Annotated in this window: 28 protein-coding genes and 2 pseudogenes; 10 read left to right on the plus strand and 20 right to left on the minus strand. The window is 49.0% G+C overall.

All coding sequences use genetic code 11. The features are described from left to right. Nucleotides 1-126 precede the first annotated feature (126 nt). Nucleotides 127-1,155: a prenyltransferase gene (locus JW878_10205; GenBank protein ID MBN1763425.1), complete on the plus strand. Its 1,029-nt coding sequence runs from the start codon at nt 127-129 to the stop codon at nt 1,153-1,155. A 25-nt stretch (nt 1,156-1,180) separates the two neighbouring features. Here JW878_10205 and JW878_10210 read toward each other — a convergent pair whose 3' ends face one another. After that, on the minus strand, nt 1,181-2,188 hold the full coding sequence (locus tag JW878_10210; protein ID MBN1763426.1) for a hypothetical protein: 1,008 nt from the start codon (nt 2,186-2,188) through the stop codon (nt 1,181-1,183). A 297-nt stretch (nt 2,189-2,485) separates the two neighbouring features. On the opposite strand from JW878_10210, the gene sfsA reads away from it, so the two are divergent. Beyond that, nucleotides 2,486-3,223, plus strand: coding sequence for a DNA/RNA nuclease SfsA (sfsA, locus tag JW878_10215; protein MBN1763427.1), 738 nt, complete (start codon nt 2,486-2,488; stop codon nt 3,221-3,223). Between the two features lie 9 nt (nt 3,224-3,232). Here the strand turns inward: sfsA and JW878_10220 are convergent, their stop codons facing one another. The 13 genes from JW878_10220 to JW878_10280 form a co-directional block, all read right to left on the minus strand. Next, nucleotides 3,233-3,811: a hypothetical protein gene (locus tag JW878_10220; GenBank protein ID MBN1763428.1), complete on the minus strand. Its 579-nt coding sequence runs from the start codon at nt 3,809-3,811 to the stop codon at nt 3,233-3,235. Then, nucleotides 3,808-4,635: a hypothetical protein gene (locus JW878_10225; GenBank protein ID MBN1763429.1), complete on the minus strand. Its 828-nt coding sequence runs from the start codon at nt 4,633-4,635 to the stop codon at nt 3,808-3,810. Before JW878_10225 ends, JW878_10220 begins: the two co-directional genes overlap by 4 nt. Before the next feature lie 504 nt (nt 4,636-5,139). Beyond that, on the minus strand, nt 5,140-5,463 hold the full coding sequence (locus tag JW878_10230; GenBank protein ID MBN1763430.1) for a hypothetical protein: 324 nt from the start codon (nt 5,461-5,463) through the stop codon (nt 5,140-5,142). Between the two features lie 126 nt (nt 5,464-5,589). Next, complete coding sequence (locus tag JW878_10235; GenBank protein ID MBN1763431.1) at nt 5,590-6,153, minus strand: manganese efflux pump; 564 nt, start codon at nt 6,151-6,153, stop codon at nt 5,590-5,592. 145 nt (nt 6,154-6,298) lie between these two features. Then, on the minus strand, nt 6,299-6,535 hold the full coding sequence (locus JW878_10240) for a cytochrome B5 (protein MBN1763432.1): 237 nt from the start codon (nt 6,533-6,535) through the stop codon (nt 6,299-6,301). A 140-nt stretch (nt 6,536-6,675) separates the two neighbouring features. Then, on the minus strand, nt 6,676-7,227 hold the full coding sequence (locus JW878_10245; GenBank protein ID MBN1763433.1) for a DNA protection protein DPS: 552 nt from the start codon (nt 7,225-7,227) through the stop codon (nt 6,676-6,678). 71 nt (nt 7,228-7,298) lie between these two features. Next, nucleotides 7,299-8,108 (minus strand): ZIP family metal transporter, encoded by an 810-nt coding sequence (locus JW878_10250; GenBank protein MBN1763434.1) that lies wholly within the window; start codon nt 8,106-8,108, stop codon nt 7,299-7,301. A 151-nt stretch (nt 8,109-8,259) separates the two neighbouring features. Next, nucleotides 8,260-8,664: a Fe-S cluster assembly scaffold protein NifU gene (nifU, locus tag JW878_10255; GenBank protein ID MBN1763435.1), complete on the minus strand. Its 405-nt coding sequence runs from the start codon at nt 8,662-8,664 to the stop codon at nt 8,260-8,262. Nucleotides 8,665-8,824: 160 nt separating this feature from the next. Continuing rightward, nucleotides 8,825-10,012, minus strand: a complete 1,188-nt coding sequence (locus tag JW878_10260; GenBank protein MBN1763436.1) for a pentapeptide repeat-containing protein — start codon at nt 10,010-10,012, stop codon at nt 8,825-8,827. 48 nt (nt 10,013-10,060) lie between these two features. Then, a complete protein-coding gene (locus JW878_10265) occupies nt 10,061-10,318 on the minus strand; it encodes a pentapeptide repeat-containing protein (protein MBN1763437.1) in 258 nt (85 codons plus the stop codon). A 60-nt stretch (nt 10,319-10,378) separates the two neighbouring features. After that, nucleotides 10,379-11,533 carry a cysteine desulfurase gene (locus JW878_10270; protein ID MBN1763438.1) on the minus strand — a complete coding sequence of 385 codons (1,155 nt, stop codon included), beginning with the start codon at nt 11,531-11,533 and terminating at the stop codon, nt 10,379-10,381. Between the two features lie 28 nt (nt 11,534-11,561). Then, nucleotides 11,562-11,924 (minus strand): DsrE/DsrF/DrsH-like family protein, encoded by a 363-nt coding sequence (locus JW878_10275; GenBank protein MBN1763439.1) that lies wholly within the window; start codon nt 11,922-11,924, stop codon nt 11,562-11,564. 57 nt (nt 11,925-11,981) lie between these two features. Further along, complete coding sequence (locus JW878_10280) at nt 11,982-12,224, minus strand: sulfurtransferase TusA family protein (GenBank protein MBN1763440.1); 243 nt, start codon at nt 12,222-12,224, stop codon at nt 11,982-11,984. Between the two features lie 225 nt (nt 12,225-12,449). On the opposite strand from JW878_10280, the gene JW878_10285 reads away from it, so the two are divergent. The 3 genes from JW878_10285 (at nt 12,450) to JW878_10295 (ending at nt 14,359) form a co-directional block, all read left to right on the plus strand. Continuing rightward, a complete protein-coding gene (locus JW878_10285; protein ID MBN1763441.1) occupies nt 12,450-12,749 on the plus strand; it encodes a hypothetical protein in 300 nt (99 codons plus the stop codon). Between the two features lie 270 nt (nt 12,750-13,019). Then, on the plus strand, nt 13,020-13,427 hold the full coding sequence (locus tag JW878_10290; protein MBN1763442.1) for a hypothetical protein: 408 nt from the start codon (nt 13,020-13,022) through the stop codon (nt 13,425-13,427). A gap of 20 nt (nt 13,428-13,447) precedes the next feature. Continuing rightward, nucleotides 13,448-14,359, plus strand: a complete 912-nt coding sequence (locus tag JW878_10295) for a hypothetical protein (GenBank protein ID MBN1763443.1) — start codon at nt 13,448-13,450, stop codon at nt 14,357-14,359. Nucleotides 14,360-14,469: 110 nt separating this feature from the next. Here the strand turns inward: JW878_10295 and JW878_10300 are convergent, their stop codons facing one another. The 5 genes from JW878_10300 to cooS form a co-directional block, all read right to left on the minus strand. Beyond that, nucleotides 14,470-14,613 (minus strand): YHS domain-containing protein, encoded by a 144-nt coding sequence (locus JW878_10300; protein MBN1763444.1) that lies wholly within the window; start codon nt 14,611-14,613, stop codon nt 14,470-14,472. A gap of 18 nt (nt 14,614-14,631) precedes the next feature. Further along, the gene (locus tag JW878_10305; GenBank protein MBN1763445.1) at nt 14,632-17,079 is read right to left on the minus strand and encodes a copper-translocating P-type ATPase; all 2,448 of its coding nucleotides are present in this window, start codon (nt 17,077-17,079) and stop codon (nt 14,632-14,634) included. A gap of 88 nt (nt 17,080-17,167) precedes the next feature. Continuing rightward, nucleotides 17,168-17,671, minus strand: a complete 504-nt coding sequence (locus tag JW878_10310; protein ID MBN1763446.1) for a ferredoxin:glutaredoxin reductase — start codon at nt 17,669-17,671, stop codon at nt 17,168-17,170. Further along, nucleotides 17,668-17,949, minus strand: coding sequence for a glutaredoxin family protein (locus JW878_10315; protein MBN1763447.1), 282 nt, complete (start codon nt 17,947-17,949; stop codon nt 17,668-17,670). Before JW878_10315 ends, JW878_10310 begins: the two co-directional genes overlap by 4 nt. A gap of 119 nt (nt 17,950-18,068) precedes the next feature. Continuing rightward, nucleotides 18,069-19,973: an anaerobic carbon-monoxide dehydrogenase catalytic subunit gene (cooS, locus tag JW878_10320; protein ID MBN1763448.1), complete on the minus strand. Its 1,905-nt coding sequence runs from the start codon at nt 19,971-19,973 to the stop codon at nt 18,069-18,071. Between the two features lie 274 nt (nt 19,974-20,247). On the opposite strand from cooS, the gene JW878_10325 reads away from it, so the two are divergent. Continuing rightward, nucleotides 20,248-20,646 (plus strand): class II SORL domain-containing protein, encoded by a 399-nt coding sequence (locus JW878_10325; GenBank protein MBN1763449.1) that lies wholly within the window; start codon nt 20,248-20,250, stop codon nt 20,644-20,646. A 133-nt stretch (nt 20,647-20,779) separates the two neighbouring features. Beyond that, nucleotides 20,780-22,156 carry an MBL fold metallo-hydrolase gene (locus tag JW878_10330; GenBank protein ID MBN1763450.1) on the plus strand — a complete coding sequence of 459 codons (1,377 nt, stop codon included), beginning with the start codon at nt 20,780-20,782 and terminating at the stop codon, nt 22,154-22,156. Between the two features lie 169 nt (nt 22,157-22,325). Here the strand turns inward: JW878_10330 and JW878_10335 are convergent. Beyond that, a pseudogene (locus tag JW878_10335) lies at nt 22,326-22,403 on the minus strand (NAD(P)H:quinone oxidoreductase). A 150-nt stretch (nt 22,404-22,553) separates the two neighbouring features. On the opposite strand from JW878_10335, the gene JW878_10340 reads away from it, so the two are divergent. The 3 genes and pseudogenes from JW878_10340 (at nt 22,554) to JW878_10350 (ending at nt 24,737) form a co-directional block, all read left to right on the plus strand. Continuing rightward, nucleotides 22,554-22,973 (plus strand): hypothetical protein, encoded by a 420-nt coding sequence (locus tag JW878_10340; GenBank protein MBN1763451.1) that lies wholly within the window; start codon nt 22,554-22,556, stop codon nt 22,971-22,973. Then, the gene (locus JW878_10345) at nt 22,970-23,479 is read left to right on the plus strand and encodes a permease (protein ID MBN1763452.1); all 510 of its coding nucleotides are present in this window, start codon (nt 22,970-22,972) and stop codon (nt 23,477-23,479) included. Before JW878_10340 ends, JW878_10345 begins: the two co-directional genes overlap by 4 nt. A 42-nt stretch (nt 23,480-23,521) precedes the next feature. Then, nucleotides 23,522-24,737, plus strand: a pseudogene (locus JW878_10350) (molybdopterin-dependent oxidoreductase). The last annotated feature ends 120 nt before the right edge of the window (nt 24,738-24,857 follow it).

Consider the following 24,857-nt stretch of genomic DNA (forward strand, 5'->3'; position numbering starts at 1 on the left):
AACGCTCGGGTATTGTTCCATCCTCTCGAAGGCAAATTACTGAAGGCACCGACCGAAATAGCGTAAGCTACTTTTAGTGTCGGCGCGAAGGTTTTTTAAGTAACTTCGGATAATTTATTCTACGCCATGGATAAACCGCCTTCATGCAGGCCAACAAGTTGGTGGCAGGCGTTTCGCTATCATTTCGTGCCGCCGAGCATTTTCCCCGCTACGATCGGCGCGCTGGTCAGTTGGGCTGTCATCCATACGTTTTCGCTCTGGTATTTCTTCCTGGTTCTCGTTGGCGTCACTATCAATCATATTGCATTGAATATGACCGATGACTATTTCGACTTTAAATATTCCGTTGATCAGCTAAAGCCCGGCGAGAAGAACCCGTATACCGGCGGCAGCGGCACACTTACCAGCGGGTTGATCGCGCCCCCCGACATGTTCAGAGCGTTTACACTGCTCTATCTCATTGTTGCCGCCATCGGCATTTATCTCGGGATCGTACGAGGACTTCTCGTTGTGTTGTTTGGATCCATCGGCGTTTTTTGCTCTATCTGTTACACGGCACCCCCAATCAAGTTCTCGCACCGTTGCCTGGGCGAACTGGGATTGCTCCTCAACTTCGGGCCCATCATTGGCCTCGGCGCCTATTTTGTGCAAGCCCAGCAGTTGAGTACCGAGTCGTTATTAGCAACACTGCCCTGCGGCATCATGCTCTTCTCGATGATTATCATCAATGAAATCCCGGACCTCGAAGAGGACAAGCAGGCAGGAAAGATAACGCTCGTCGCGCGGTATGGAACGCAAACAGGCATTAAGCTCTATGTGGGAAGCTGGGCTGCGACGTATCTCGTGATCGTACTGGGTGCAGCGTTTCACGTGCTATCCCCCTTCATGGTAATTGTACTCCTCTCGTTTCCCTTGACCTACCGATCAATAAAGAGTCTGTTTACGCACTATGACGATCCACGAGCGATGGCGCCGGCAAACCTGGACATGATACGGGCGCACAGTGTCACCTCATTATTGATCATTAGTGCGTACGCCCTCGAAGGGCTCACGAACGGTGCGGATGGTATGCAACTGCTCGGTCTCCTTCTGGTCTTACTCGTTTTTTACGTACCCGCGGCGCTTTCGATATTCCGAGTTCCAAAGCCCGAATAAGCAGCCCTTTCGTAGACAGCGAGATTTATTTAGTCAGATCGTGGAAGAGCTCATCGGTATCGTCCATAATTTCCAGACCGGCGTTCCTGCCGCGATCTTCAAAAAGCAGTCGATTCCCACCGCTCGTCTTCTCGTACACTTTCAGGTTTATTGTTGACGTGAGACTTTCAAAGGTGTTATGCGTCATTGTGCCCTCATGGGGACTTTTGAGTGCCCATACGCGGCCCTGTATCGCTTCAATATCGGCTTTGAAATGCCGGTCTTCGAGGGTGATTCGCACGAGGTTTCGTTCTGTTTTTTCGAACTGTGTTATTCGAGCGCCGGCATAGGTCGCGAACGTGTAAAAACGACCGTTATACCTGAGGAGTCCGGCAAAGCCAGAGAAATTCGTGTGCAACCACGGTATTCGAGCAAGTGCAAGCATAAAGGATATTCCTTCGTCCGTAAAATGATTCGACTGCATCCAGATGTAGGAGCTGGGGAAGCTGTGCCCCCAATCTTTCTCGATGTAGCCTTTTCCGTTATCGAACGCTATCTGCTCACCGTCGATTTCTAAGGTGCCCCGGAGTGTGTGGTTCATGCTTACGATACCGTGTTTACACTGCATGAAGGGAACGAAAGAACCCCAGCCCATAAGTCCAGGCGCGAAGAATCGCTTGGGATACGAGATGACGTTCTCGAAGTGTAGCTCGCCGCGAATGCTCTGCCCTGATTGATCGAGGTCCACGGTGAGCGACGCGGTAGAGAACTGGTTTTTCCCGATGGTTACGGCGAAGTTCCGGGACGACGGAATGAAGGCAGCAACGGGGAACGTGAAGTACTCGAAGTCGCCGGTTTTACCGTTAAAAACCTGGATGAACGCGTGTGAGTTCTCTTTATCCTTGCCAAGCGAGATCCCCGGAATAACGGCGAGTATATGCGCTTCAGCGGTATCGACGAGCTTGAAGTACCAGCCCTCAAAATAGTTCTTATACGTTTTCTTACCCTGAAACAGCTCGGGGTTCCATATCTTTCGAAGGTTTGCGAGTACCATAGGGTTCGGTTTGTTCACGATTGAGAAATAGCGTGCATTTGCTTTGCTTCACTTCACTACCCGGTATCACTTTTTGTGACGTGAAGCTGGTTGAATATTTTAAGACGTACCCGTGATAAATGTTGCAGTTTTTTCAAACGCTCTTTCTTCTTCCAAAGATGCTCTGCATCTCTCCACCTTCGCGGTTTGTTTGACTTTGTTGGAGAGAGGTTATCGGAAACGACACTTTTATGCTCTCGGAGCATCTTCTGGTTATCCATTTATACTGAGCGCAGTAAAACCCACTCACCCGTACCGATGAAGGAATCGACGAGGCTTATCAGGATCGAGAACCCGCAGGAATGCCGCATAATCGAGCGGCTGAATCGCTTCGTGGTGCTGATAGAGCGAGACGGAACGGTCTATCGAGCGCACATAACGAACACCGGCAGGCTCTTGGAATTCATGGTCAAAGGCCAAAAAGCGTTCTGCTTCAAAACGCCGCAGCAGCACCATCGGGGCAAAACGGATTGCAGGCTGTTTGCAATCGAGGAGCGGGGGTTAGGGGCGCTCATCGATACCTGGCTGCAGATGAAAGCGTTTGAAGACGCTTTGCTGCGAAACCTCATTCCATGGCTCGCGGGCTGCCGCATGCGGAAGCGGAACGCAGCGTTGGGTGCATCACGATCACGCATCGATTATCTTTTAGAGTGCCATGATAAGCAGGTGTATCTGGAGGTAAAGAGCGCAGTGTTACGGGACGGTGCGTACGCCATGTATCCCGATTGCCCGACTGAGCGCGGGCGAAAACACGTACGCGAACTGACGAATTATGTGAGAGCAGGAGGAACGGGGATTGTGGTGTTTGTGGCGGCGCTGCCGTATGTTCGAGCGTTCAAACCGAATAGAGCTGCGGATCCGAAGCTCTCCGATGCGCTTGTGGTGGCACAGTCATCAGGGGTAGACGTAAGAGCTCTTGGGTTGTACTACAATCCAGAAGACGGGTGGGTGTATCTGTTTGAGCAGGATCTTGCGGTTATCATCGCCAATCACTGAGCCTTTTACTCATTTATAATCTTTCGAATCGATATAGAGCTGACGCATGTCACTGTATTCTTTATCTTTAGGTTCCTTGTGGTGAATTTCCAACAGTTTCTGATGCATGGGGATAAGAATTTCAGGAATAATCTTTAGGGCTTCTTCATCCCAGATTTTATAAATGGTGTTTTTTGGGACTATGTTATTAACAGTAAGAACGGCTAAATGATGATAATATTGCGAGACTAATCTTCTCTGATGATCTAATGTTGTTTTAAGAGTCTCAATGGGTTTCTCCTGTGGTTTTCCGTGCATTTTTGTTTTTTTATAATAGTTTTCCTGCACTTTTTGAAGTATTTTCTTTTCTTCATAGTATTTTTCACCATATTTTTTCATGAGTGCTTCTTCATCCTCATTAACCTCGTCATAAAGACCCCATAATATCCAGAGCGCGTATTGCATCTCTGGTTTGCGATATTCCATTTGTAACTCTACAATAACCTGATACATCAAATTTCTTTTCGTTGTAACATAGAGATAATAAGAAATTCCCAAAGCGATTATTGCGATTATTGGGCTAATAATCAAAATTAAATCTTCAATCATTTTTTCTGATTCTGGAGGTTATTACTATCGCTCTTTTGTTTAGACTCTTTTTCTTTTTTATAATCATCGTAAGTTATTATTTTATCTTTTACGAGCCCGTGTAAAAATTTTATTTCTCTTTGATCTTCGGCCTCTTTTTTCTCATCTCTTTCCAATTTTTCAAGTTCCGTTTTTGTATCACCAAAAACCTTAACGCCAATTTCTCCCAGTGCGTATCGCTTTAGTAGAATATCCAGTGGCTTTAAGTTCTTATATGCTTTAGTTGTTTGTATCTGTTCCGTCAATCGTGAGCCAAAGTAAAAGCCGATAATAATAACGTAGATATAGAGGAAGTTTTGAGTAAAGCTTCCAATTGCCTGCAAAGGTATCGTTGCAGAGCTATTAGATGGAACTACTGAAGAAACTGTATTATTCTTTAATTCTTCTGAGGTCTGGAAAAAAGAGATTGACAGTAGAATTATGAACATGATAGTAAACGATATCACAATCGATTTTCTAACCTCACCTTTGCTTAATCTAGTCCCAAAATTACATTTTGGATGGTAAGACAATATTAAGGGAAGAAGGAAACTAGCGATACCTGCAATGATAACTAAACTTACCTGATTGTAATCAGCTGCGCACGCAATAATAGCAAAAACAATAACAATAGCAATAGCTACACACACAATTGCAGGACATTTCCAATCAAATTTTTGTAACTTCCCAACTTGAATTTTACCAGCTTCTACTGTTTCAGTCTGTATTTTTTTAGCCTTTATTTCTTCTGCTTCAAGCACATCTACCGAACGTTTTTCGGGTTCGCCCTTTTTTGAGTCACTCATCCCTATAGATCCTCCCAACCTCAGCCCTGATTCTTCACCCTGTGATAGGATCCGATCTCTTATGGCAGATACCTCTGACGTAGAGATTATCTTTCATATAACTATGAATTCATATATATGTTTTTCTATTCCATTAAATTTTTCTTTTCTGATTTGACGGTCAGAAAAAAGTGTATTAGAATAGGATTATGAAATTAACTTCGCCGTTCAAAACCACCAGCCTCAGATACAGATCATCGATGTAGATAACTCCAAACGGCAGCCTTTTCAGCAATTCCTTCGCAGCAGATCGGTTTTCGCGATAGCCTGACTTGAACCACCCGATGCGTGTATCAAACCCGTGGTCGATCGTGATCTTGTTTTCATAGCTTGTTGACTTATCTTTAACGATCTCCGTACTGCTTGCTGCCGCTCATCCACAATCTCACTTACCCTGTAAAGGTCATCATGACCACGAGTTGCAAACGAACAAAAATTCCTTCACATTAAAAGCGAACTCACGTATCAGGCAGATACCGCGGGCTGTTCAAACCCCACGATAAAATCACGATTCCGTTTGTGTTCCGCAGCCAAATCCGTGAGCACCTGCAGCCGCCCGATGCCGATTGCAAGATCGATGAGCGAGTTCGCCAGAATCTGTTGGTCATCAGTCAGCCCGGCCTCGGCGAGCTTCTTCATGCAGAAATCTGAATAGGTCAGGTCACCCTCACCGCGTTCATGGGCTTCAATACCCCGCGCCTGGAACTCATCCATAAGCGACTTCTTCTTCTTGACGAACCGCTCGTACAGTAGTTCGTCTTCTCCGGTTTGCTGCGCTTCCGTCGCCATCTGTTCCGTCCTGTCAGATCAACTCCTCAGTTAATTTTATAATTTTATGCTATAAAAACTTTTTAAAATCGGATGTGGTTCTGTTTGCCGAGTAAGGGTCCGTACAACTAACGGGTGGCCGCTACGTTACATGAGCACCGTATGCTCAATCAGGATCTTCAGCCCGATACCGATCAAGATGAGCCCGCCCAGAACTTCGATCTTCTTCTCGAAGAAGTGCCCTGAAACGTTGCCGAGATAAACGCCGAGGAACGACAGTGCGAACGTCGTCACGCCAATTATGATCGCAGGCGTAATAATGGCCATCTGCAAGAAGGCGAAGCTTATCCCCACGGCCAGCGCATCAATGCTCGTGGCAATCGCCAAGAGCACTAACACGTGGAGATCCTGGGGGTTCATCTTTTTGTCGTCCGAATCGAGCCTGGTCGATTCATAGATCATTTTACACCCGATCAGACACAGCAGCCCAAACGCTATCCAGTGGTCGATATCCGTAATCACCGCTCGCGCGCTGACGCCGCCGAACCAGCCTAAGAGCGGCATAACGGCCTGAAACGAGCCGAAAAAGAGCGCGATCGTTGCCGCGTTCCTGAGCCTGAGGTCGTTTATTGTCAGACCGCTGGTGATCGATACGGCAAGCGCATCCATTGCCAGTCCGATTGCGATCAGTAGGATGGTGATCATGCTCATCTCGTTGTAGTACTCACCCACTTTTGTATAGGTGCTTATGTGCTTAACGGTTTGTGTGTTTGTGCACCGATCCGCCCCTCTTACGGTTGGTTACGCACGGTGCACGACCTATAACCATGACTATAACCCCTATCACTAATCACAATTACTCTTCTTCTAACGTCCCAACTACAGGGAACCGGTCGAGCAGTTCAGCGCCATGCGGCGCGTGGTCAAGGCTACCGGTCAGATCCTCACCCGCGTGGTGTATGACTTGATGCTTCCCTTCCCGCCAGAGAAAACTCCCAGATACGTCGTAGACATTCCCCTCGAAGGCGACGTATGCTGGCGCTCCGTTCCTGCCGTTATAGCGGGCAAGTTCTTCCCTGGTAAACGTCCGCATCGTTCTCACTCACTAACTAACCAACTAACGTCCTCACTAATTAAACACGTGCCTCATGGTACGAAAGAGGAGAAAGAAAATGAGGGCGTCTTAAACAATCCTGAACGGACGCCCAATTCTGTCTGAATTGATTAATCTACCTACCTCAGGAACTTTGACACGAATGGAGAGGTCTCACCCCGGCGTAAGAAATGCCCGGACGGCCCTTCGCCGAGGAACTCCGAAAACCAGGACTCATGCTCGATCTCTTCGTTCAGGATCGCGAGCGCTAAGTCGTAGGTTCGGTGATCCTTGCCCGCTGTTAGATTGCAGATATGCGTATAGGCGCGAACCGCGCACCGTTCCGCTTCCACGAGCACCTCCAGAATTGTGTTCACATCGCTTATATCTTTGGGTAAATATGCGGGTGGGCATCCTGAGATGTCATGGAACTCCTTCATATCCTTGGGCAGACGTCCATCAAGTTCATAGATGCGCGGCACGAGCGCTTCGAAGTGGTTTCGGTCTTCAATGCGAGCGGTCTCGGCAATCTCCTTAATCCCTTCGCCCTCTAATCCAATGAGATTGAACCGAAGGATAGTGTAGTAGTAATACGTCGTGAGTTCTGCTGCTGCATTCTTAACGAGGAGTTCTACCAATTCGTCAACATTGACCCCGGACCTCTCTACCATTTCACGTGTTACCTTAGCCATATTATCACCTCCTATTAGTAACAAAGATATTTTGGAATATAAGATTATGGCCACTTACCACGAAATTCTGCCTAACCAAATGCAACATCGAGCACCATCATGACTGCAAACCCGATCATAGCACCCATGGTGGCTAAATCGGTATTCCCGCCGCGTTGTGACTCTGGAACGACTTCTTCGACCACAACGAAGATCATGGCGCCTGCGGCAAAGCCCAATGCGTACGGCAGGAGTGGTCGTGCGAAAATAACCGCTGCCGCGCCAATAACACCGGCGACTGGCTCGACAATGCCTGATAACTGGCCGTACCAGAAGCTTCTCAACCTGGACAGCCCTTCGCGCCGCAGCGGCATAGAGACTGCGAGCCCTTCCGGGAAATTCTGTATCCCAATACCGATAGCCAGCGCGATTGCTGCTGCAAGCGTAGCGGCAGGCAACCCGGCAACGACGGCGCCGAAGGCAACGCCAACGGCAAGACCCTCGGGAATGTTGTGCAGCGTAATAGCAAGAATGAGCAAGGTGCTCCGCTGCCAGGAGGTCTTGATCCCTTCTGCTTCCTCTACCGGAAAGCCGATATGGAGGTGCGGCAGTACGTTATCAACAACCAGGAGGAAGGCACCCCCAATAAGGAAGCCAGCCGCAGCCGGAAACCATGCCGGCATAGCGCCACCTGAGGACATCTCAATAGCCGGTGCAAGGAGCGACCAAAAACTGGCTGCGATCATGACGCCACCGGCAAAACCAAGCATCCCATCGAGTACCTTCCTGCTCACGTCTCGGGCCATGAATACCGTCGCCGCCCCAAGAGCGGTCAGAGCCCACGTAAATAATGTTGCAAGCAGCGCCTGCAGCACCGGATGAAGCTGCCGTAACGTGTCTATCATATCATATTATCTCCTTGTAACCCCTACCTTTACGCTGTTATGTGTACAGGCACTTTAATCGTGGTCCATACACCCCTACCTAACTCCCGTACGTTTGCAGACTGCTCACCACAGGTAACGCAAAAGGTCTCGTGCACACTGCTGTCACTTATTCTTTCGCAGCCTTTTTCTTCTTGTAATCTTTGATCGCCTCTTGCAGAGCGTTCGATGCCAGATTGGAGCAATGCATCTTCCGGGGCGGCAGACCCTCGAGCTCGTCCGCGACGTCACCACGGGTTATCTTCATCGCCTCGTCGACGTGCATCCCTTTCGCCATCTCGGTCACCATGCTGCTCGTTGCGATCGCAGAGCCGCAGCCGAAGGTTCTGAACTTGATATCCGTGATAATATCGTTCTCTACTTTGATGAACATCTCCATGAGATCGCCGCAGACTGGATTCCCCACCTTCCCGTAGCCGTCGGGATTCTCTATAACACCGACGTTCCGCGGGTGCATGAAATGCTCCATTACCTTTTCAGTGTAGCCGATCTGTTCCACATCTAAATCTCCCATAGTATTTCCTCACCTACCTAATAATCTCTGGTAGTTTCTCCGTCGATATAAAAATTGTGCTTGCCTGGGTGGGGTTCTTCCGGTTGCTGATGCGACTCGCAATTCATACACTGTAGCCTAAACCCGAACGAAGCGAAGACGTTTGCGTTTTAGAGAAAATCTAACGTGAGACCTGGTAGGTGACCACGAAGATGATTAACGCCATCAACAGAATACCCAGTACGGATTCCGCAGCCACTAAGATCTGCGGCACGGGTCCAACTGCGAGGTTGGGCTGGATATTGGAATAGCCAAGGCTCGTGAAGGTCGTGATGCTGTGATAAACGTAATCGAGCCATCCAGGGGAAACCGTTTCGCCGTTCACGGTCTTGACAATGCCGTTTGTTAACCAGAAGAGGACGGCGAAAAGGGCGATTATTGTTGCAGAAGCACCTATCGGTCGTTCAATTTTATCGCCATAGCCGGTGAGGGTTCGCAAGACGAAGAAGTCAAAAATCCAGGACTTCAACCAGTAAAATCTGCCTTTCTCTCGCAGTAACTTCCTGTATGCCTCGCCTCTCCGGTAGTGAACGCGCCCGGCTTGATCACGGCTACCGTTAGCAATGTAAAAATTGTAAAGGTTATTATAAACCTCGTAGGACGCTTCGAATTGCTCGGCACGGCTGCCTTCGTAGAGGTATTCTGATTGTATCTCTATACCCCGGTGGATTAGGTCTGAGAGCCCGTCTATAATGACGGTGTCGTCTTTGCGTCTTCTCCGGTTTTCGAGATTTTTACGAAGACCCCCGGATGGTCGATCGAAGAAAACGATTCGGGTGCCATCACGCGCATACCTTGCCAATCCGTCGTTATCCAAAATCGCTGCCGCAACATCGGGATTTGCTTCTTCAATCTTATCCAGGTCAAGGACAGATATGGTCTCAGCACCGAGCGCATCTCCAATAAGCTCGTTGATCTCTTTGCCGTTTTCAGTACGAAAAAGCTTCGCATGTCTGAAGCTCTTCGCTTCGTCGAAATAAGAGCGGAAAAGGTTGGCGTCAAATAATCGAGCATCTTCAAAAGCGGTTTCTGAGTCGAATCGTGCACCATGAAGATTAGTTCCTTGAAGAAAGGCTTCTTTTAAGTTTGCTTTCCGGAGGTTTGCCCACATTAGGTCTGCGTTCTGCAGATTCGCATTCGATGGGTTTGTGTTCTGCAGTTCAGCTGATTTTAGGTTTGCATTCTGAATTAAAGCCCTCGATAGGTTTGCATTCTGCAGTATAGCCATCCATAGGTATGCATTCTGCAGTTCAGCTAATTCTAGATTTGAATTCTGCAGTTTAGACGATCTTAGATCAGAATTACGCATTTTAGCAAACCATAGGTTTGAGCTGCTCATTTCAGCTCCAAATAGCTCTTAATTTTGCAGTTCAGCCATCTTTAGGTTCGCGTTACGCATTTTTACCCCTATTAGGTCCTTATTCTGCAGTTTAGCCTTCTTTAGGTAAGCACCGAAAATTGCTCTTTCCTTCAGCTCGTTGAGCATCTCCTGAGTGGGTTCTTTTCCCTCCACTTCTTTGTGCCAGTAGCAGCGCTCTTCTCCCGGGAGAGCTTTACGAGGGTATTCCCACATTTCAGTGGTAGACAATAATATTTCGTAGCTACATTTTGCCATTGTCGTATGCTTATACTTACTCAACAGTTGACCTTAAATCCTATAGCCCTAAAACAGATGTTACAGCGGCGAAAGCGCTCGCAGCCGCTGAACCGTCTCTTTAACCGCTTTGGTGATATGCAGTATCTGTTCGGGCGTATTCGAACGGCCGAGTGTTATAACCATAGACCCGTGCGCCTCTTCATGTTTCAAGCCGATTGCCAGGAGCACGTGCGATGGCTCGAGGGTCTTGGACGAGCACGCGGAACCCGTGGATACCTGTATGTGGTACAGCGTATCCATATTCAACTGGATGCTTTCACCTTCTATGCGGCTGAACCGGAAACTGGCATGGTGCGGGAGCCGTTGCGTGGGGTGTCCCGTGAGATACGCCTCTTCTATTAGCAGTATCTCTTTGACGAGTTCATCCCGTATTCTCGCGAGTCTCGTGCTCTCCTCTGCCATTTCAGCCTTCATTATCCGTGCCGCTTCGCCCATGCCCGCAATCGCGAAGACGTTCTCCGTGCCGGACCGGAGGCCGCGTTCCTGCCCGCCGCCAGGCAGGATCGATTGGAGCTTTACTCCTGGTTTCATATACAAAGCACCGGCACCTCGTGGCCCGTACAGATCGTTTGAAGACAGGGTCAAGAGATCGATGCCGTCGTTTTGGACATCGATCGGGATGCGTCCAGCCGCAACAGTCGCATCCACGTGCAGATACAGACCCTTTTCGTGCACAAGCTCGCTGATCGCCTTGATCGGCTCAATGGTTCCGATCTCATTATTGGCATACATGATCGAGGTCACTGTCGTCTCTTTGGTCACGAATTCGTTCACGTTCTCAAGATCAACGAGACCTGTACTATCAACCGGAATAAGAGCAAATTCAAATCCACTTTTCTGCAGCTCTTTCATCGGGTTGAGCACCGACATGTGCTCGATCGCGCTTGCCGCGACCTTCTTGCCTTTCCCCACGTTCCGAAGCGCCGTGCCCTTGATAGCGAGATTGTTGGATTCCGTTGCGCTGCCGGTAAAGATAATACGGGCCGGGCTCTCTGCGTTTATCAGCTCCGCGACCTTCTTCCGTGCCTCTTCGACTGCCCGTTTCGCCTCCAAGCCGACCGAATAGAGCGCGAACGGATTGCCAAAGTCCGCTCTCAGATACCGGTCGGCGAACGACAATACCCGCGGGTCAACGGGCATCGCCGCGGCGTGGTCCAGGTAGATCCGTTCCATGAATGAACGCCCTCCTATCTTCAAACTACTAAAACCACATTGTCGCACCGGCCTCTAAGACCAGATCGTTCAGGGTCGCGGCACCGACAATCTTGACTCCTGGTATTAGCTCCACTTTCTCCCATCCGAGCATCTGCTTTGACGCCTCACACACATAGATCTCAATTCCCATCTCCAGAGTCTTCTGGAGCATTTCCGCAACGCTCGGGAAAGTTCCGAGTTTGATCTTCTCTGCCTCGCCCGGAAGCAAGATCTTCAAACCCATTCCCAGATAGTACACCATCGGTTTCAGATCCATGGCCTTCGCCGTCTGGGCCAAAACCAGTGGCGAATACTGTCGTTCTGGAGCGTCGCTCGTCTGCACATACAAGATCGAGTTCTCATCTTTCATATTACTCCTACACCCCCTTACATAGTTCTCAATTTACCACACCTACCACACCTCATCTCATTTCGTCCTTCGTATGAAGAAGGTCAAAATTGTCCCCTCTTTCTCAAATTTCAAAATCTCATGCCCGGTTCGCTTCGCCCAGCGTTTGATGTCCTCTTCAGCCGCGGGGTCGTCCGCCTCCACCCTCAACACCTGCCCCACTTCGATCTTTTCTATCTCCTCCTTCGTCATCGCAATTGGCATCGGGCAGTAGAGCCCCACACAGTCCAGTTCCGCATCCGGAACGATATCAGAATCCATCGTCACGTCAAAACCTCCGCTTATTACCTCATACTTCATAGTAAAAAAACTTTTCGATCCCGTGCGATTCGTGTAATACTGAGAAGGGCAGTATCCTGAGGTAACCACAGAGCCATAAGTAAAGCAAAACAAGAATCTCAGGTGTTTTTTTTAGTACTACTAAAAAGGATTGAGCGTGACTTTTATGTGTACGTGAATGCTACTAAGACGTATGGAGGTGATAGAATGACAAAGTTTCTCTTGCTTTGGGAGGCTGATATTAGTAGAGTGCCGCTTGATCAGAAAGAACGACTTAAGGGGTGGACTACGCTGCTGAACATGGTTAAGGATGACGTAGAGAGCGGCAGACTTAAAGACTGGGGAGAGTTCCCGGGCGAGTATGCCGGCTATGCCATCATGGAAGGCACCGAGCTGGATGTCCTTACTGGTACAGAAAAATATGTACCCTTCGTGCGGTTCGAAACGCACCCGGTCATCTCAGTGAGCCAAACCCTGGAAGGTATGAAGGCGCTCTCACAAGCGTGAAACGGTGCTCTGGAGACGGGGCGTGGGGAGATACTACGTTTCCCTTTTTCTTTTTTAGTAGCTCGATCAGTAGTACCGTTTTTCCCGGAACATCTAACCACAGAAAAACGTTAAACGGGTAAATCCGCGAGGATTGAGAGATAAATTGACTTAGCCCGTGCATACTCAAAATCAGAGGGGGCCCTCTAGTGAAAACCAAATTAATACGCATTGAATATGACAAAATTTTTTATGTGATCAACCTCAATGGTTTAAAATATAACCGGAGTTATGAGCAATACAAAAAAAGAGAATGAGAACGCTTGCAATAAAAATTTTGTGTTGGATACAAACTTTTACCTCCATTATAAGCTTTTTACAGAACTTGATTGGAAGTCACTGTTGGGATGTAATAATCTAATATTGATAGTGCCTCCAACCGTCATAAAAGAACTTGACGATAAAAAATTTTCTGCTCCCAACTCACGAATAAAAAGAAGAGCTCAAGAAGTAATCTCAAAATTCCGGGATATCAGCGAAGGTAAATCTATACCTTGTGGATTCCAAATAAACTTTCTAGAGTCAATTATCGAGGAAAAGGCTTTGAGAGACCTACATCTAAACCCCGATAACAGTGATGACAAAATTATAGCCGCGACTCTTGCCTTTAGAGAACAAAATGCTGATGAAAGGTATTAATCATTTCTGCTGATTTTGGGATGCAACTTAAAGCAAAAAGCCATGGTGTCAAAGTTGTACTTCCGCCAGATGACTGGATAAGAGAAACTAAGGATTCTCGCGATAAAGAAATCGCATCCCTAAAAGCAGAACTTCAGAAATCCCAGAATGCGCTACCTGATGTTCAACTATTATTTTTCACAGAGGATAATTTGGTACCCGTTCTCAAAATAGATAAGAATAAACTTTTGGAAGGTATCCTTACTGATGAAGATATTGAAGCAAAATTGGAACAAGAACATAAAGAAGTAAAGCCAATAGGAACCGTCAATACTATAAACACTGGATTTATATCCAAAAAAGAAATTAGGATTTATAATAGTGCAGTACGCGAATATATGGAGGAATATCGTAAGTATCTTAATGATGTTAAAGGAATTCAAGAGCTATGTTTAACAATGGAACTATCCCCTGTCTTGGACAATAAGGGAAATTCTCCCGCCGAGAACGTTGATATTTTTCTCCAATTTCCTAACGATTGGGTCGATTTTCCTAATGATATTGAACTATTGGAAGAATCAGAGCTTCTTGGATTTCCCGAAAAGCCTGCCAGACCCAACCTGCCAAAAACAGATATTGCATCGATCTGGGGTGGTATTCAAACTCTATCGGAGTTGAGGGCTATACCAACCATCTCACCCTATGCAGAAAGGAAGCCTGTTAATCAGATCGGCCCCGAAATCGATAAATCAAAGATGTCTGTACACTATTGGCTTGGAAATTTAAAGCATGGCATGGAAATAGAACTAAAACCCCTATATGTTTGGTATTCCTCAGTTAACGCAATAAATACATTTAAAATTAAATATTCGATTAATATTGGTAATTCCCCCGAAGTGAAAGAAGGGGAATTGGTGGTAGTAATCATAAGTGAAGAAACATCTGATCACTGACCCTTACTTAATCATTTTTGGTAAAGTTGGCTTATTAGTAATCACTAGCAACATCCTTAGCATTGGCTAGCCCTTTGATGTGGTTCATTGATCGTCACAACTGCACCGTTCTATTTCAGGTACTCGTCAGGATTCTCCTCGAACGCCTTCTTGCAGCCGGGCGCACAGAAGTAATAGGTTTCACCTTTGTACTCGGTCTTAAATCGCGCCGTCTTCTCGTCTACGGTCATTTTACAGACCGGATCTATTGCCATGTTTTTATTCACCTCCTATTAGTGGTTTTTCAACCCGCTTTGCTTTGCAGGTGGTATATAGCTCTTCAACATCAGAGAAAGCGTGACGACCGTTACGGAACTCAGTGCCATTGCAAGCCCCGCAAGTTCCGGCTTGAACGTGATGCCAAAAAAGGGGTAGAGTATGCCCGCAGCCATGGGAATGAGCGCCGTATTGTACGCGAACGCCCAGAAGATATTTTGTTTTATCCGTGACATCACTTTCTTACTGAGCTGCACCGCGGCAACGGCGTCCATCAAATCGTCTTTTACCAGGACGATCTCGCCGCTCTCGATCGCCACGTCCGTCCCACTGCCTATTGCGATACCGACATCCGCCTGCGCCAGTGCCGGGGCATCGTTGATGCCGTCGCCCACGAAGCCGACGACCTCGCCTCTCATTTGCAGTCGTTTCACCTCTTCCGCTTTATCCTGCGGCAACACTTCCGCTAACACCCGGTCGATGCCGATTTGCTCCGCGATCGCATGCGCCGTCCGTGCATTGTCGCCCGTGATCATGACGACGTTCAGCTTCATCGCTTTGAACGCCTTAATAGCCTCTTCTGTGCTTTCCTTGAGCGTATCCGCTACTGCGATGACGCCTACGATTTTGGTATCGCGCGCGATGAGGATGGCGGTCTTTCCCTCGTTCTCAAGCTGAACGACCTGCTCCCCCCTCGATTCCGGGTACGAATTACTGCGCTCTTCAAAGAGAATTCGATTCCCGATGAGCACCTCGTTTCCCTCAACGGTTGCGATTACACCTTTGCCGCTGAAGGTGTCGAAATTCGTGCTTCCCTTCAATTCAATGCCTTTTTCCGCTGCTCTTCGCACGATCGCCTCTGCAAGCGGATGCTGTGAATCCTTCTCGACGCTCGCTGCCAACGTCAGCAGTGCGCGATCCCCGATGCTGAATCCGATGATATCCGTCACCTCCGGCTTTCCCTTCGTCAACGTGCCTGTTTTGTCAAAGACGATCGTGGTCAGTTTCTCCGCGATTTCAAGCGCCTCGCCGTTCTTAATGAGCACGCCCAGTTCTGCACCCCTGCCAACGCCCACCGTTACCGCAGTCGGTGTGGCAAGCCCAAGTGCGCAGGGACACGCGATAACGAGCACCGAAATGAGGGCCGTGAGCGAAAAGAGGAGCGTATTGTCGATGATAAAATACCATACCGCAAAGGCGAGGAGCGCGATGCTTAAGACCGTTGGGATGAAATAGCTCACCGCCCTATCCGCAATGCGTTGCACCGGCGGTCGCGAGCCCTGCGCCTCTTCCACAAGCTGAATGATCTGCGAGAGGACGGTATCTTTCCCGATTTTGGTAGCGCGAAAGGTGAGCACGCTGTTCTTGTTCAGGGTGCCGCCCACAACACCAGCTCCTTTCTGCTTCAATGCGGGAATCGGCTCCCCGGTAATCATTGCTTCATCGACGTAGCTTTCACCGTCGATCACTTCACCATCCACGGGTATTTTTTCGCCCGGTTTAACGCGTATCAGGTCGTCTATCTGGACGTCTTCGATCAGTATTTCCAGCTCCTGATCATCACGGAGAACCGTTGCGGTCTTTGGTTGCAGCCCTATCAATCGCTTAATCGCCTCGGACGTCTTCCCTTTCGCCCGGGACTCCATGTACCGACCCACCATGAGAAATGCAGCGAGCATGAGCGCCGTTTCGTAAAAGAGAAATTCGCCCGTAAGTATAATGCCAAAGGTGCCCAGCAGGCTCGATCCAAACGCCACACCGATCCCCATCGAGTACATCACGTCCATGTTGAGGTTCTTATTCTTCAGCGCACGATAGGCCGCGCTGAATATCGGATGGCTGACGTACACAAAAGCAGGAGTTGAAACAACGAGCATGAAATACGCCATGGAAAACGGTAGAGTGACCGGGGCGTACATGAGAATCATGAGCGGAATACTGACGGCAAATCCAACAATAAACCGATTGCGTTTTTCTCGTAGATCCTTTTCCCGTGCTGCGGTTTCTAAATCTTCTGCCTCTTCACCCGCTACGCCGAGATACTGATAGCCCATATCTTCAACAGCCTTTTTCATATCGGCGATCGTTACTATCCGCTGATTATAGGTCACGTACGCCTTCTCCGCGCCGATATTGGCGGTCACACTGACGACGCCATCCAGGCTGCCGAGGGCGTTCTCAATGGTCTTCACGCACATCGCACAGGTCATGCTGCCGATCTTCAGCGTTGCCTTCTCGTGGATTACCTCGTAGCCCGCGCCGACTACTGCGTTCTCCAGGTCCACAAGGTTTACTTTCGTAGCGTCATAGTCCACCGTAGCCGTCTCGGTACCGAGATTCACCTGCGCATCAGCAACGCCCTCTTGGCCCAGCAGCGATTTTTCTATAGTCGTTGCGCAGGTTGCGCAGGTCATGCCGGCAATCTTGAATTCCGCCTTTTTTTTACTACGCTCTTCTGCCGCCATTTTTCTTGTACAATTACCGTTAGTTACGAGAACCGCTCGCACTATATGGATGAAGACTCGTGCCTCCCCTTCACGAGGCTATGCTATACTACAAGAATCGTTCGAACCGGTCCTTTTTCGCCTTGCAGATCGGACACACCCCGGGCGGGCCTTCTCGTGCGCATAAGTAGCCGCAAACACGGCAGCGCCACACGGGGAGCGAGAGCGTTGATAACGCAAGGGGTTCCTGCGCGATCTTCTTCCTCGCTTCAGGTGGTGGCCTCCGTTCCGGTATGGACCCTGCTTCTTCCTCGCCCTTAAAGACGCGCTCCGACACGTAGAGGCCGCAATAGCAGGCGCCGTACTCTTCTATATCCTGATCGCGATAATCGCAGGGACAGATGATATCCAGATCTTCCTCTCTTTCGCCTGATGCCAGCCTGCACGGGCAGGCCCAGTAGCCGTACCGCCCCTCGTTGGTGAGTAGCCCCCTGACCAGTTCTTTGGTGTGTTCAACATCAGGATTCAGATGGTAACCCGCCGCCTCAGCCTCGCTATCTAAACGTGCATAAAGCTTTTCTACCTTTTCATCCGTTATTTCAGTATCCATCATGTTCCTAAGACCTCCCGAATCTTCTTCTCCTGATAGCCCACGATGACCTTTTCATCATCAATGACGAGCGTGGGAAAAGACCGTAAGGAATTAAAACGGCTCACTTCTGCCATCACTTTCGCTTGCTCTTCGCCCTTCAATAAGTCAACATAGACGTAAGAGAAATCCACACCAAGCTCTGTGAGCAGTTTCTTCGTCTTTTTGCACCAGACACAGGTACTTAACGCGTAGAGTATTATCTTCCCTTTATTCTGCCCTTTGACGTGCACTTGAGACATAGGATCATCCCCCACTTAACTCAACAGTATAAAAAGAAGGTAAGCGAACTGGATAAATATGTGCCTTACTTTTAATCGACCACCGCATTCCTTCTTACCACCACGTTAGTCTGAGTGAGTTAAATGCCCAGTTTCTCGCGATTGGCTTCGATGTGGGACAGCATGGCATCAACGGCTTTGACTGGATCTGTTTCTACGTTGAGCCGGCCACCGGTCACCTGTTTACAATCTTGAGTTAAGAGTTTTACCAATTGTGGTGCTCCCGTGATCGTCGGTACCGGATTAACATAGGTGAATAGCCCTAATGCCAGAGCGAATACGGCATCAATGGTAGCTTTCTGTTCCATATATTCTGGTGCAGCGGCAACAACCGGAAGATCAGGAAGTGGTACGCCTCCTAGCGCATCTGAAATTGCAGCCAGCAGGTCCGCTAAACGTCCGGTATCCGTGCACGTGCCAAAGCTGAGGACTGGTGGTAAATTCAGATTCTCACAAAGCTCTTTCAGGCCAGTACCCGCCAGTTCTTTTGCCTCGGGACTACAGAGACCTGCAACCTGCATGGCGCCGTTGCCACAGCCCATCGAGAGCACTAGAATGTCGCGTTTAATCAGCTCTTTTGCTATACGGACGCTGTGTACATCCTGACCCGTATCTCTCAGCGTGGTGCACGAAACGAGACCGGCGATCCCTCGCAAGGCCCCGTCCTTGATAGCCTTTAAGAGCGGATCGAGTGTGCCGCCAAGAGCTTGTAGGATACTCTCCGTAGAGAAGCCTACCACGGCTTCTCGCATAGGTAAATGCGTAGCCGGCTCGGTAGAGGCTCTGCGGTCTTTGAAGTTATCGATCGCCATCTGCAGGAGTTGTGCCGCCTGCTCTTCAACCTTTTCCGGCTCGTAGTTGACTCGATCGCTTATGCCGTCAAAAGCAACCAGTTCACTCACAGGCACGAGTCGGAACTTGTATCGTTCGGCGTATAGCGGGTCAATGGGCATCGAGCAGTTCATATCCGCTACGAAGAGATCCACGCAGCCACTGGCCAGAATCGCCTCCTGCATGATCCAGTTTCCCGTAAAGCCGTAAAATGCGTCATCCATCTCCCAGCGTTGGATCATCTCCTGGCCTGTCTCAATGTTCGCAATGACCCGTAACCCTTTGGCGCCCACCGCTTTTGCTTTGTCCTGCCATTTCTGCTCTCTGGCCAGTTGAACCATCGCAAACCCGAGAAATGGTTCGTGGCCGTTCGGGAGTACATTGATATAATCTGGATCCAATACACCAAGGTCTACGTGCATCATATGCGGCTTGGGTATTCCGTAGAGGATATCCTGACAAAACTCGTTCACAATTTGACTTTGATATGCCATTGCCACCCCTAGCCGCATCGCCTTGAGGGCCAGGCTCGCGTAATAGCCGTCGACATTGGTGAGACACGAACTTGTGGCGAGCATCATTTCGCCATAGATTCCACCGGGGAAAATAGCCAGTTCTTTCCAACGGGCTTTGCGCTCCTGAGGAGCTAAAGTCTCTACGATCTGACTTGGCTCGTAGTACTTTCGGTTAAAATCTACTTCTACAAATTCACAGAGGCGTAGTGCAAGTTCATTTTTCGAACCCGACGTGTTGATCCCCAATCGTTCAGCAAAATCCTTCAACTTCTCGTACTCGCGAATTTTGAAGGGTGTTTGACCCTTTGCGGTAGCCCGAAGGGTCCTGATCGTCTGATCTGTATGGTAGTGGTACGTGGATGCACCCATGATGTTTCGCAGCAGCATCATGCGCATCGCCATGCCATCGGCCGTAATGCCGCAAACTCCCTTCTTATTCTGCAATGCGTCTGCTCGACACGGCCCATTTGAACAGAGGTCGCAGCGTGCCCCTGCCTGACAGAATGGGCATCGTCGATCAGGATCGCCACCCATGCCCTGCGCCTCATAGCGATCCCAGATATTGTCCATGCTATCCTCTTTTATCCGGAGGTACATCCTCCGAATCGAATCATAGTACGAAATTCTATTTTCCTCCATTTCAACCTCTCCCTCCTCGTATCTATCCTCTAAACTGATGTGCTACTGTTAGATCTTTGTATTATTCCAAAAACAAGTTTTCTAACCTCTGACTGACTGTGGAGCACAGAAATATTTCGTCAACCAGCCTTCGGATGGCATGGTAAAACTGACGAATGAGGGCATTAAATGGCTGGTAATCCGTGTGTGTTCGGGATTTTTTACCGTGAAAAACGCGGCGCGGGAAAGTACTTTAAGGATCAAATTCAATCTAATAAAGAGGAGGTGAAAAATTATGCCTGAGAAATTAGGAGAGCATTTTCAATCTGCGGATTGGAAGAAGGAGAAACACGTGCCGGTAATCGAATGTCCATCTGAGGTGAGGGCGGGAGAACTGTTCGAGGTAAAAGTGACCATTGGGAAGGAGATAGCCCACCCTAATACAACCGAGCATCATATCCGGTGGATACAGGTCTTTTTCCATCCGGATGGCGGGAAGTTCAGCTATCAGGTGGGACAGTTTGAGTTCTGCGCGCACGGTGAATCCACGGATGGCCCGAACACAGGACCGGTCTATACACATCACGAGGCCGCCTTCGCTCTGAAAATGTCCAAGCCGGGAACGCTCTACGCGCTGGCACTCTGCAACATCCATGGCTTGTGGGAAAGTGCGAAAGAGATAAAACTGCTCTAATGGCCTTCGGTGAAGGAAAGGGAGGGGATGGAGAGCGGGGAGTAAGCGTCCTCATGCTTTTTTTTATCGTATAGTGGGATGAGGTGAAATGTGGTTAAGAAGGATAAGTAACCGGAGGAGTGGTAAGTGAATCATGATCTTTCAACGGATTAAATCTCCAGGATTGGCACATCATTCGTATTTCATTGGCTCGGAAGACACAGCAGCGGTGATTGACCCGCGTCGCGATTGTGATGTTTATATAAAGCAAGCCCAGCAAGATGAAGTGACCATAAAGTACATCTTCGAGACGCATCGAAATGAGGACTATGTCATTGGTTCTGCTGAGCTATCATATCAGACGGGGGCTGAAATTTACCACGGACCCTGTTTGGAATGGAAATACGGGACCACGCTCCGTGACGGTGCTACTTTTCAGATCGGTAAGTTGCGACTTACGGTGCTCCACACACCCGGGCATACTGATGAGAGTATGTCGTATGTCTTAGCTGATCGTGAGGCAGGAGAGGAGCCGGTGATGGTCTTCACAGGTGACGCGCTCTTCATCGGTGACATGGGTAGAACAGACCTCTATGGGCCTGAAGAAGCTCCGAGGTTGGCCAGCGCCCTCTACGAGAGCATCTTTAACAAATTACTTTCGCTCGGCGACGGTGTTATCCTCTGTCCAGCCCACGGCGCAGGTTCTGTCTGTGGCAGTCATATCAGTGCGCGAGAAGAGAGCACGCTCGGTATCGAGCGATTGCAAAACCCCTTGCTTCACATGACAAACAAGGATGACTTCGTTACACGCAAGGTTCATGAATACCATGAAAGACCGCCCTATTTCAGACAGATGGAGAAGTATAATCTCGAAGGTGCACCACTACTTCGAGGGCTCCCGATTCCGCCACCTTTATCGCCTCGCGAATTTAAAGACGAGATGGAACGTGGAGCAGTGGTTGTTGATGCCCGAACCCCTCCCGCATTTGGCGGTGCACATATCAAGAGCGCTTACAGCATTTGGCTCGAGGGTATACCGGGATATGCTGGCTGGGTCTTGCCCTACGAAACCCCGCTTCTGCTTGTGCTCGAGTGCCGTGACCAATTAGAGACGGCAGTCCATTATCTTTTACGCCTGGGCTACGATAACATCATCGGGTATTTGAAGGGCGGTATAGCGGCATGGTATGACAGAGGTTTCACGGTCGAACAAATGGGGCTCTCGACGGTGCACGAACTCAAATATCGGCTTGACCGTCATGAAGACGTCCTGGTTCTCGATGTGCGCGATAACACTGAGTGGAAAGCAGGGCATATCGAGGGTGCTCACCATATTTTTGTCGGGCATCTCCAGAATCGATTAGCTGAGATACCGCGCGATCGTCCTATAACAGTTCTCTGCAGCATCGGTCATCGTGCGAGTCTTGCCCCGAGTATTCTACTTCGTGCGGGCTTTTCCAATGTATGCTGCGATGTGCTGGGCAGTATGCGAGCCTGGAACGCTAACCAATTCCCGGCGATTCAGGAATAGCGATATCGTCCATTCATCTTACGGTTTTTTTACCACCCTAATAGCACGAGAACATAGACAATCCCCACGAGAATTCCAACCCTCATTAAGCAGCGAGACAAACATGACCAGTGTTCCGAGACGCGGACTGAAAATACCAAGCCGACCAACGAGATTAAGACAGGCCAAGCCGAGCGCCTTCTGCAACTGCCTCGACCATACGATGGATATGGCCATACAGAGAATAGTAGACAACTAAAACCTTCACAGGTACAACCTCCTTTTTCAGGCGTACATCACTATAATTCGTCAGTACACAAAAATTTATGCTCCCACATGATAATACTAACTCAGAGGATAGTAGGGAGAATGGGGGAGGAACGCCATGAAATCCAGGAAAAATGATACAAAGGCTCCAATAACGTTTATCGACTCATTTTTAAGGACACTCAGAACTTTTGGAGCTGCACTCCCGGCAGTGCTCGGTGTTATTTTACTGCTGGGTCTTTTTCGCGTATTCGTCACAACCGAGCTGATTTCGGCAGTATTCAGTGGCGAAGTGTTTCGCGATACGGTGATCGGGGCGCTCTTTGGTAGTATCTCTGCGGGAAATGCGATAGCCAGTTACATAATCGGTGGGGAACTTCTCAAAGAAGGGGTGAGCCTCTTCGCCATTGCCGCATTCATCGTGGCGTGGGTTACTGTGGGCGTTGTTCAATTCCCCGCTGAAGCTGCGATTCTTGGCAGACGATTCGCTGCGGCTCGTAATATACTCGCTTTCTTGCTCGCCCTAGTGGTTTCAATCGCTACGGTTACGACCGTAGAGGTGATCTTATGACCGAAAAGCGTAGCGGGAAAAAAGAGAGGTGCTACGGGCGTTACTTCTTAGGTGCGGTTATCCTTTTCTACATCGTTTTGTTTTTGGTCACGCCGGAAGGCATCCAGAAAGCGCTAAGAATAAGTGCTGAAGTGTTTTTACAGCTCGTTCCCGTACTGGTTCTCATTATCGTCGTTATGGGGCTTCTGAATTATTTTCTCAATCCAAAAACGGTTTCAAAGTACGTTGGGCAGGGATCGGGGAGCAAAGGCTGGCTTTTAGCCATATCCACTGGAATGCTGAGTCATGGTCCTATCTATATCTGGTACCCATTATTAAAGGAGCTTCGGGATCAGGGCATGCGAAGCGGGTTGGTCGCCGCTTTTCTTTATAATAGGGCGATAAAAATGCCGCATCTGCCGTTGATGGTCTATTACTTCGGGACAGTGTTCGTGGTCGTGCTGCTCATGTATATGGTAATTGCGTCCCTTGTCATAGGAAAACTGATTGAGATGATAGAAAAATAAGTTTTAATTCATATACTAAGTTAATAGTAGTGGCTGCAAGTCATGCGAAAAGAATCGGTCGATTCGACCGCAAAAAAACGCCGCGCTTTGTGCGGTATCTGCTCTGCGGGCTGTGGTGTTGTGGTAACGTATGACGAAGAGGGCAGAATTACCAAGGTGGAGCCTGACGAGAGCTCGGAACCCGGCATTATTTGCAAACTGGGGGAACATTCTCCGGAAATTGTCTATTCGAAAGATCGTGTTTTGTATCCTCTGCGGCGTGTGGGCGAGAAAGGCACGTTTGAGTTTGAACGAATTTCATGGGATGAGGCGTACGATATTATTGTCACTAAACTGACCGAGATCAAGACGCAGTACGGCCCTGAAGCGACTGCGATCTATACGGGCTCCGGGAGTTTTGAACTGTCGCTGTGCGACGTGTACCAACCGAAAGATGTTGTCGTTTCTTCTGCCTCAAGTGTGCTGTTCCCCTTTGGCTCCCCAAATACGATGGGTGTCGGGGCGTTGTGCTACGTTTCATTTGCCATGGTCGCGCCGCATGTCACGATGGGCGGGATGTTCATTACTATGTTCTCGGATTTCGAGAATAGCGATCTCATCGTAGTTTGGGGCACGAATCCCGCGACCGATTTCCCACCACTTACGCTCCAAAAGATTAGGGAGGCGCATCAACGGGGTGCTGAGGTGGTCGTTATTGACCCACGTCGTACGAAGACCGTCGATCTCACCGATGCCTAATGGGTCCCTATACGTCCCGGAACAGACGGCGCTTGCGCTGGGCCTGTGTAACGTATTGATAGAAGAGGAACTCTATGACGAAGCATTTGTTCACGACTGGACACGAGGTTTTAAAAAGTTCAACCAATACGTACAGCATTTCAGGCCGGAAGTTGTCGAGCGGATTACGGGCGTTCCGGCTGATACCGTCGTCTCGCTGGCGAGGCAAATAGCCAACGCCGAAGGTGCTGCACCGGCGATGTACAGCGGTCTGGAATACTGTGACAGCGGCGTGCAGGCGATTCGGGCAACGATGGTGCTCTGGGCGCTTGCCGGGCAACTGGACGTCCCCGGTGGGCGCTGCTTCACCATGAATGAGAACCTATTCCCAATCAACCGATCGGAGTATATCGCGAATCCTGATTTGAAGAATGCAATTGGCAAAGATCGCTTTCCGGTTTACACCGCGTATCGAAAAGAGGGTCACGCTATCGCACTCCCCGATTCTGTTCTGAAAGGAAAACCGTACAAGATTCGGTAATGTCCCACAAACCATGACCTTTATAAGTACCCAATCTAATAACTTATTCCATGGCTGGAGCAACTTCAAATGACCAGATATGTTTGAATCGGGATTGCCCGGACTACCGAAAGAGGAACA

The sequence above is a fragment of the Methanomicrobia archaeon genome, assembly GCA_016930255.1.
Taxonomy (GTDB): Archaea; Halobacteriota; Syntropharchaeia; order Alkanophagales; family Methanospirareceae; genus JACGMN01.

What these genes read in the sequence shown, in the direction of transcription:
- JW878_10205 (MBN1763425.1), top strand. Translation starts at nt 127, where the DNA reads ATGGATAAACCGCCTTCATGCAGGCCAACAAGTTGGTGGCAGGCGTTT.
- JW878_10210 (MBN1763426.1), bottom strand. Translation starts at nt 2,188, where the DNA reads ATGGTACTCGCAAACCTTCGAAAGATATGGAACCCCGAGCTGTTTCAG.
- sfsA (MBN1763427.1), top strand. Translation starts at nt 2,486, where the DNA reads ATGAAGGAATCGACGAGGCTTATCAGGATCGAGAACCCGCAGGAATGC.
- JW878_10220 (MBN1763428.1), bottom strand. Translation starts at nt 3,811, where the DNA reads ATGATTGAAGATTTAATTTTGATTATTAGCCCAATAATCGCAATAATC.
- JW878_10225 (MBN1763429.1), bottom strand. Translation starts at nt 4,635, where the DNA reads ATGAGTGACTCAAAAAAGGGCGAACCCGAAAAACGTTCGGTAGATGTG.
- JW878_10230 (MBN1763430.1), bottom strand. Translation starts at nt 5,463, where the DNA reads ATGGCGACGGAAGCGCAGCAAACCGGAGAAGACGAACTACTGTACGAG.
- JW878_10235 (MBN1763431.1), bottom strand. Translation starts at nt 6,153, where the DNA reads ATGAGCATGATCACCATCCTACTGATCGCAATCGGACTGGCAATGGAT.
- JW878_10240 (MBN1763432.1), bottom strand. Translation starts at nt 6,535, where the DNA reads ATGCGGACGTTTACCAGGGAAGAACTTGCCCGCTATAACGGCAGGAAC.
- JW878_10245 (MBN1763433.1), bottom strand. Translation starts at nt 7,227, where the DNA reads ATGGCTAAGGTAACACGTGAAATGGTAGAGAGGTCCGGGGTCAATGTT.
- nifU (MBN1763435.1), bottom strand. Translation starts at nt 8,664, where the DNA reads ATGGGAGATTTAGATGTGGAACAGATCGGCTACACTGAAAAGGTAATG.
- JW878_10260 (MBN1763436.1), bottom strand. Translation starts at nt 10,012, where the DNA reads ATGCGTAATTCTGATCTAAGATCGTCTAAACTGCAGAATTCAAATCTA.
- JW878_10265 (MBN1763437.1), bottom strand. Translation starts at nt 10,318, where the DNA reads ATGGCAAAATGTAGCTACGAAATATTATTGTCTACCACTGAAATGTGG.
- JW878_10270 (MBN1763438.1), bottom strand. Translation starts at nt 11,533, where the DNA reads ATGGAACGGATCTACCTGGACCACGCCGCGGCGATGCCCGTTGACCCG.
- JW878_10275 (MBN1763439.1), bottom strand. Translation starts at nt 11,924, where the DNA reads ATGAAAGATGAGAACTCGATCTTGTATGTGCAGACGAGCGACGCTCCA.
- JW878_10280 (MBN1763440.1), bottom strand. Translation starts at nt 12,224, where the DNA reads ATGGATTCTGATATCGTTCCGGATGCGGAACTGGACTGTGTGGGGCTC.
- JW878_10285 (MBN1763441.1), top strand. Translation starts at nt 12,450, where the DNA reads ATGACAAAGTTTCTCTTGCTTTGGGAGGCTGATATTAGTAGAGTGCCG.
- JW878_10290 (MBN1763442.1), top strand. Translation starts at nt 13,020, where the DNA reads ATGAGCAATACAAAAAAAGAGAATGAGAACGCTTGCAATAAAAATTTT.
- JW878_10295 (MBN1763443.1), top strand. Translation starts at nt 13,448, where the DNA reads ATGCAACTTAAAGCAAAAAGCCATGGTGTCAAAGTTGTACTTCCGCCA.
- JW878_10300 (MBN1763444.1), bottom strand. Translation starts at nt 14,613, where the DNA reads ATGGCAATAGATCCGGTCTGTAAAATGACCGTAGACGAGAAGACGGCG.
- JW878_10305 (MBN1763445.1), bottom strand. Translation starts at nt 17,079, where the DNA reads ATGGCGGCAGAAGAGCGTAGTAAAAAAAAGGCGGAATTCAAGATTGCC.
- JW878_10310 (MBN1763446.1), bottom strand. Translation starts at nt 17,671, where the DNA reads ATGATGGATACTGAAATAACGGATGAAAAGGTAGAAAAGCTTTATGCA.
- JW878_10315 (MBN1763447.1), bottom strand. Translation starts at nt 17,949, where the DNA reads ATGTCTCAAGTGCACGTCAAAGGGCAGAATAAAGGGAAGATAATACTC.
- cooS (MBN1763448.1), bottom strand. Translation starts at nt 19,973, where the DNA reads ATGGAGGAAAATAGAATTTCGTACTATGATTCGATTCGGAGGATGTAC.
- JW878_10325 (MBN1763449.1), top strand. Translation starts at nt 20,248, where the DNA reads ATGCCTGAGAAATTAGGAGAGCATTTTCAATCTGCGGATTGGAAGAAG.
- JW878_10330 (MBN1763450.1), top strand. Translation starts at nt 20,780, where the DNA reads ATGATCTTTCAACGGATTAAATCTCCAGGATTGGCACATCATTCGTAT.
- JW878_10345 (MBN1763452.1), top strand. Translation starts at nt 22,970, where the DNA reads ATGACCGAAAAGCGTAGCGGGAAAAAAGAGAGGTGCTACGGGCGTTAC.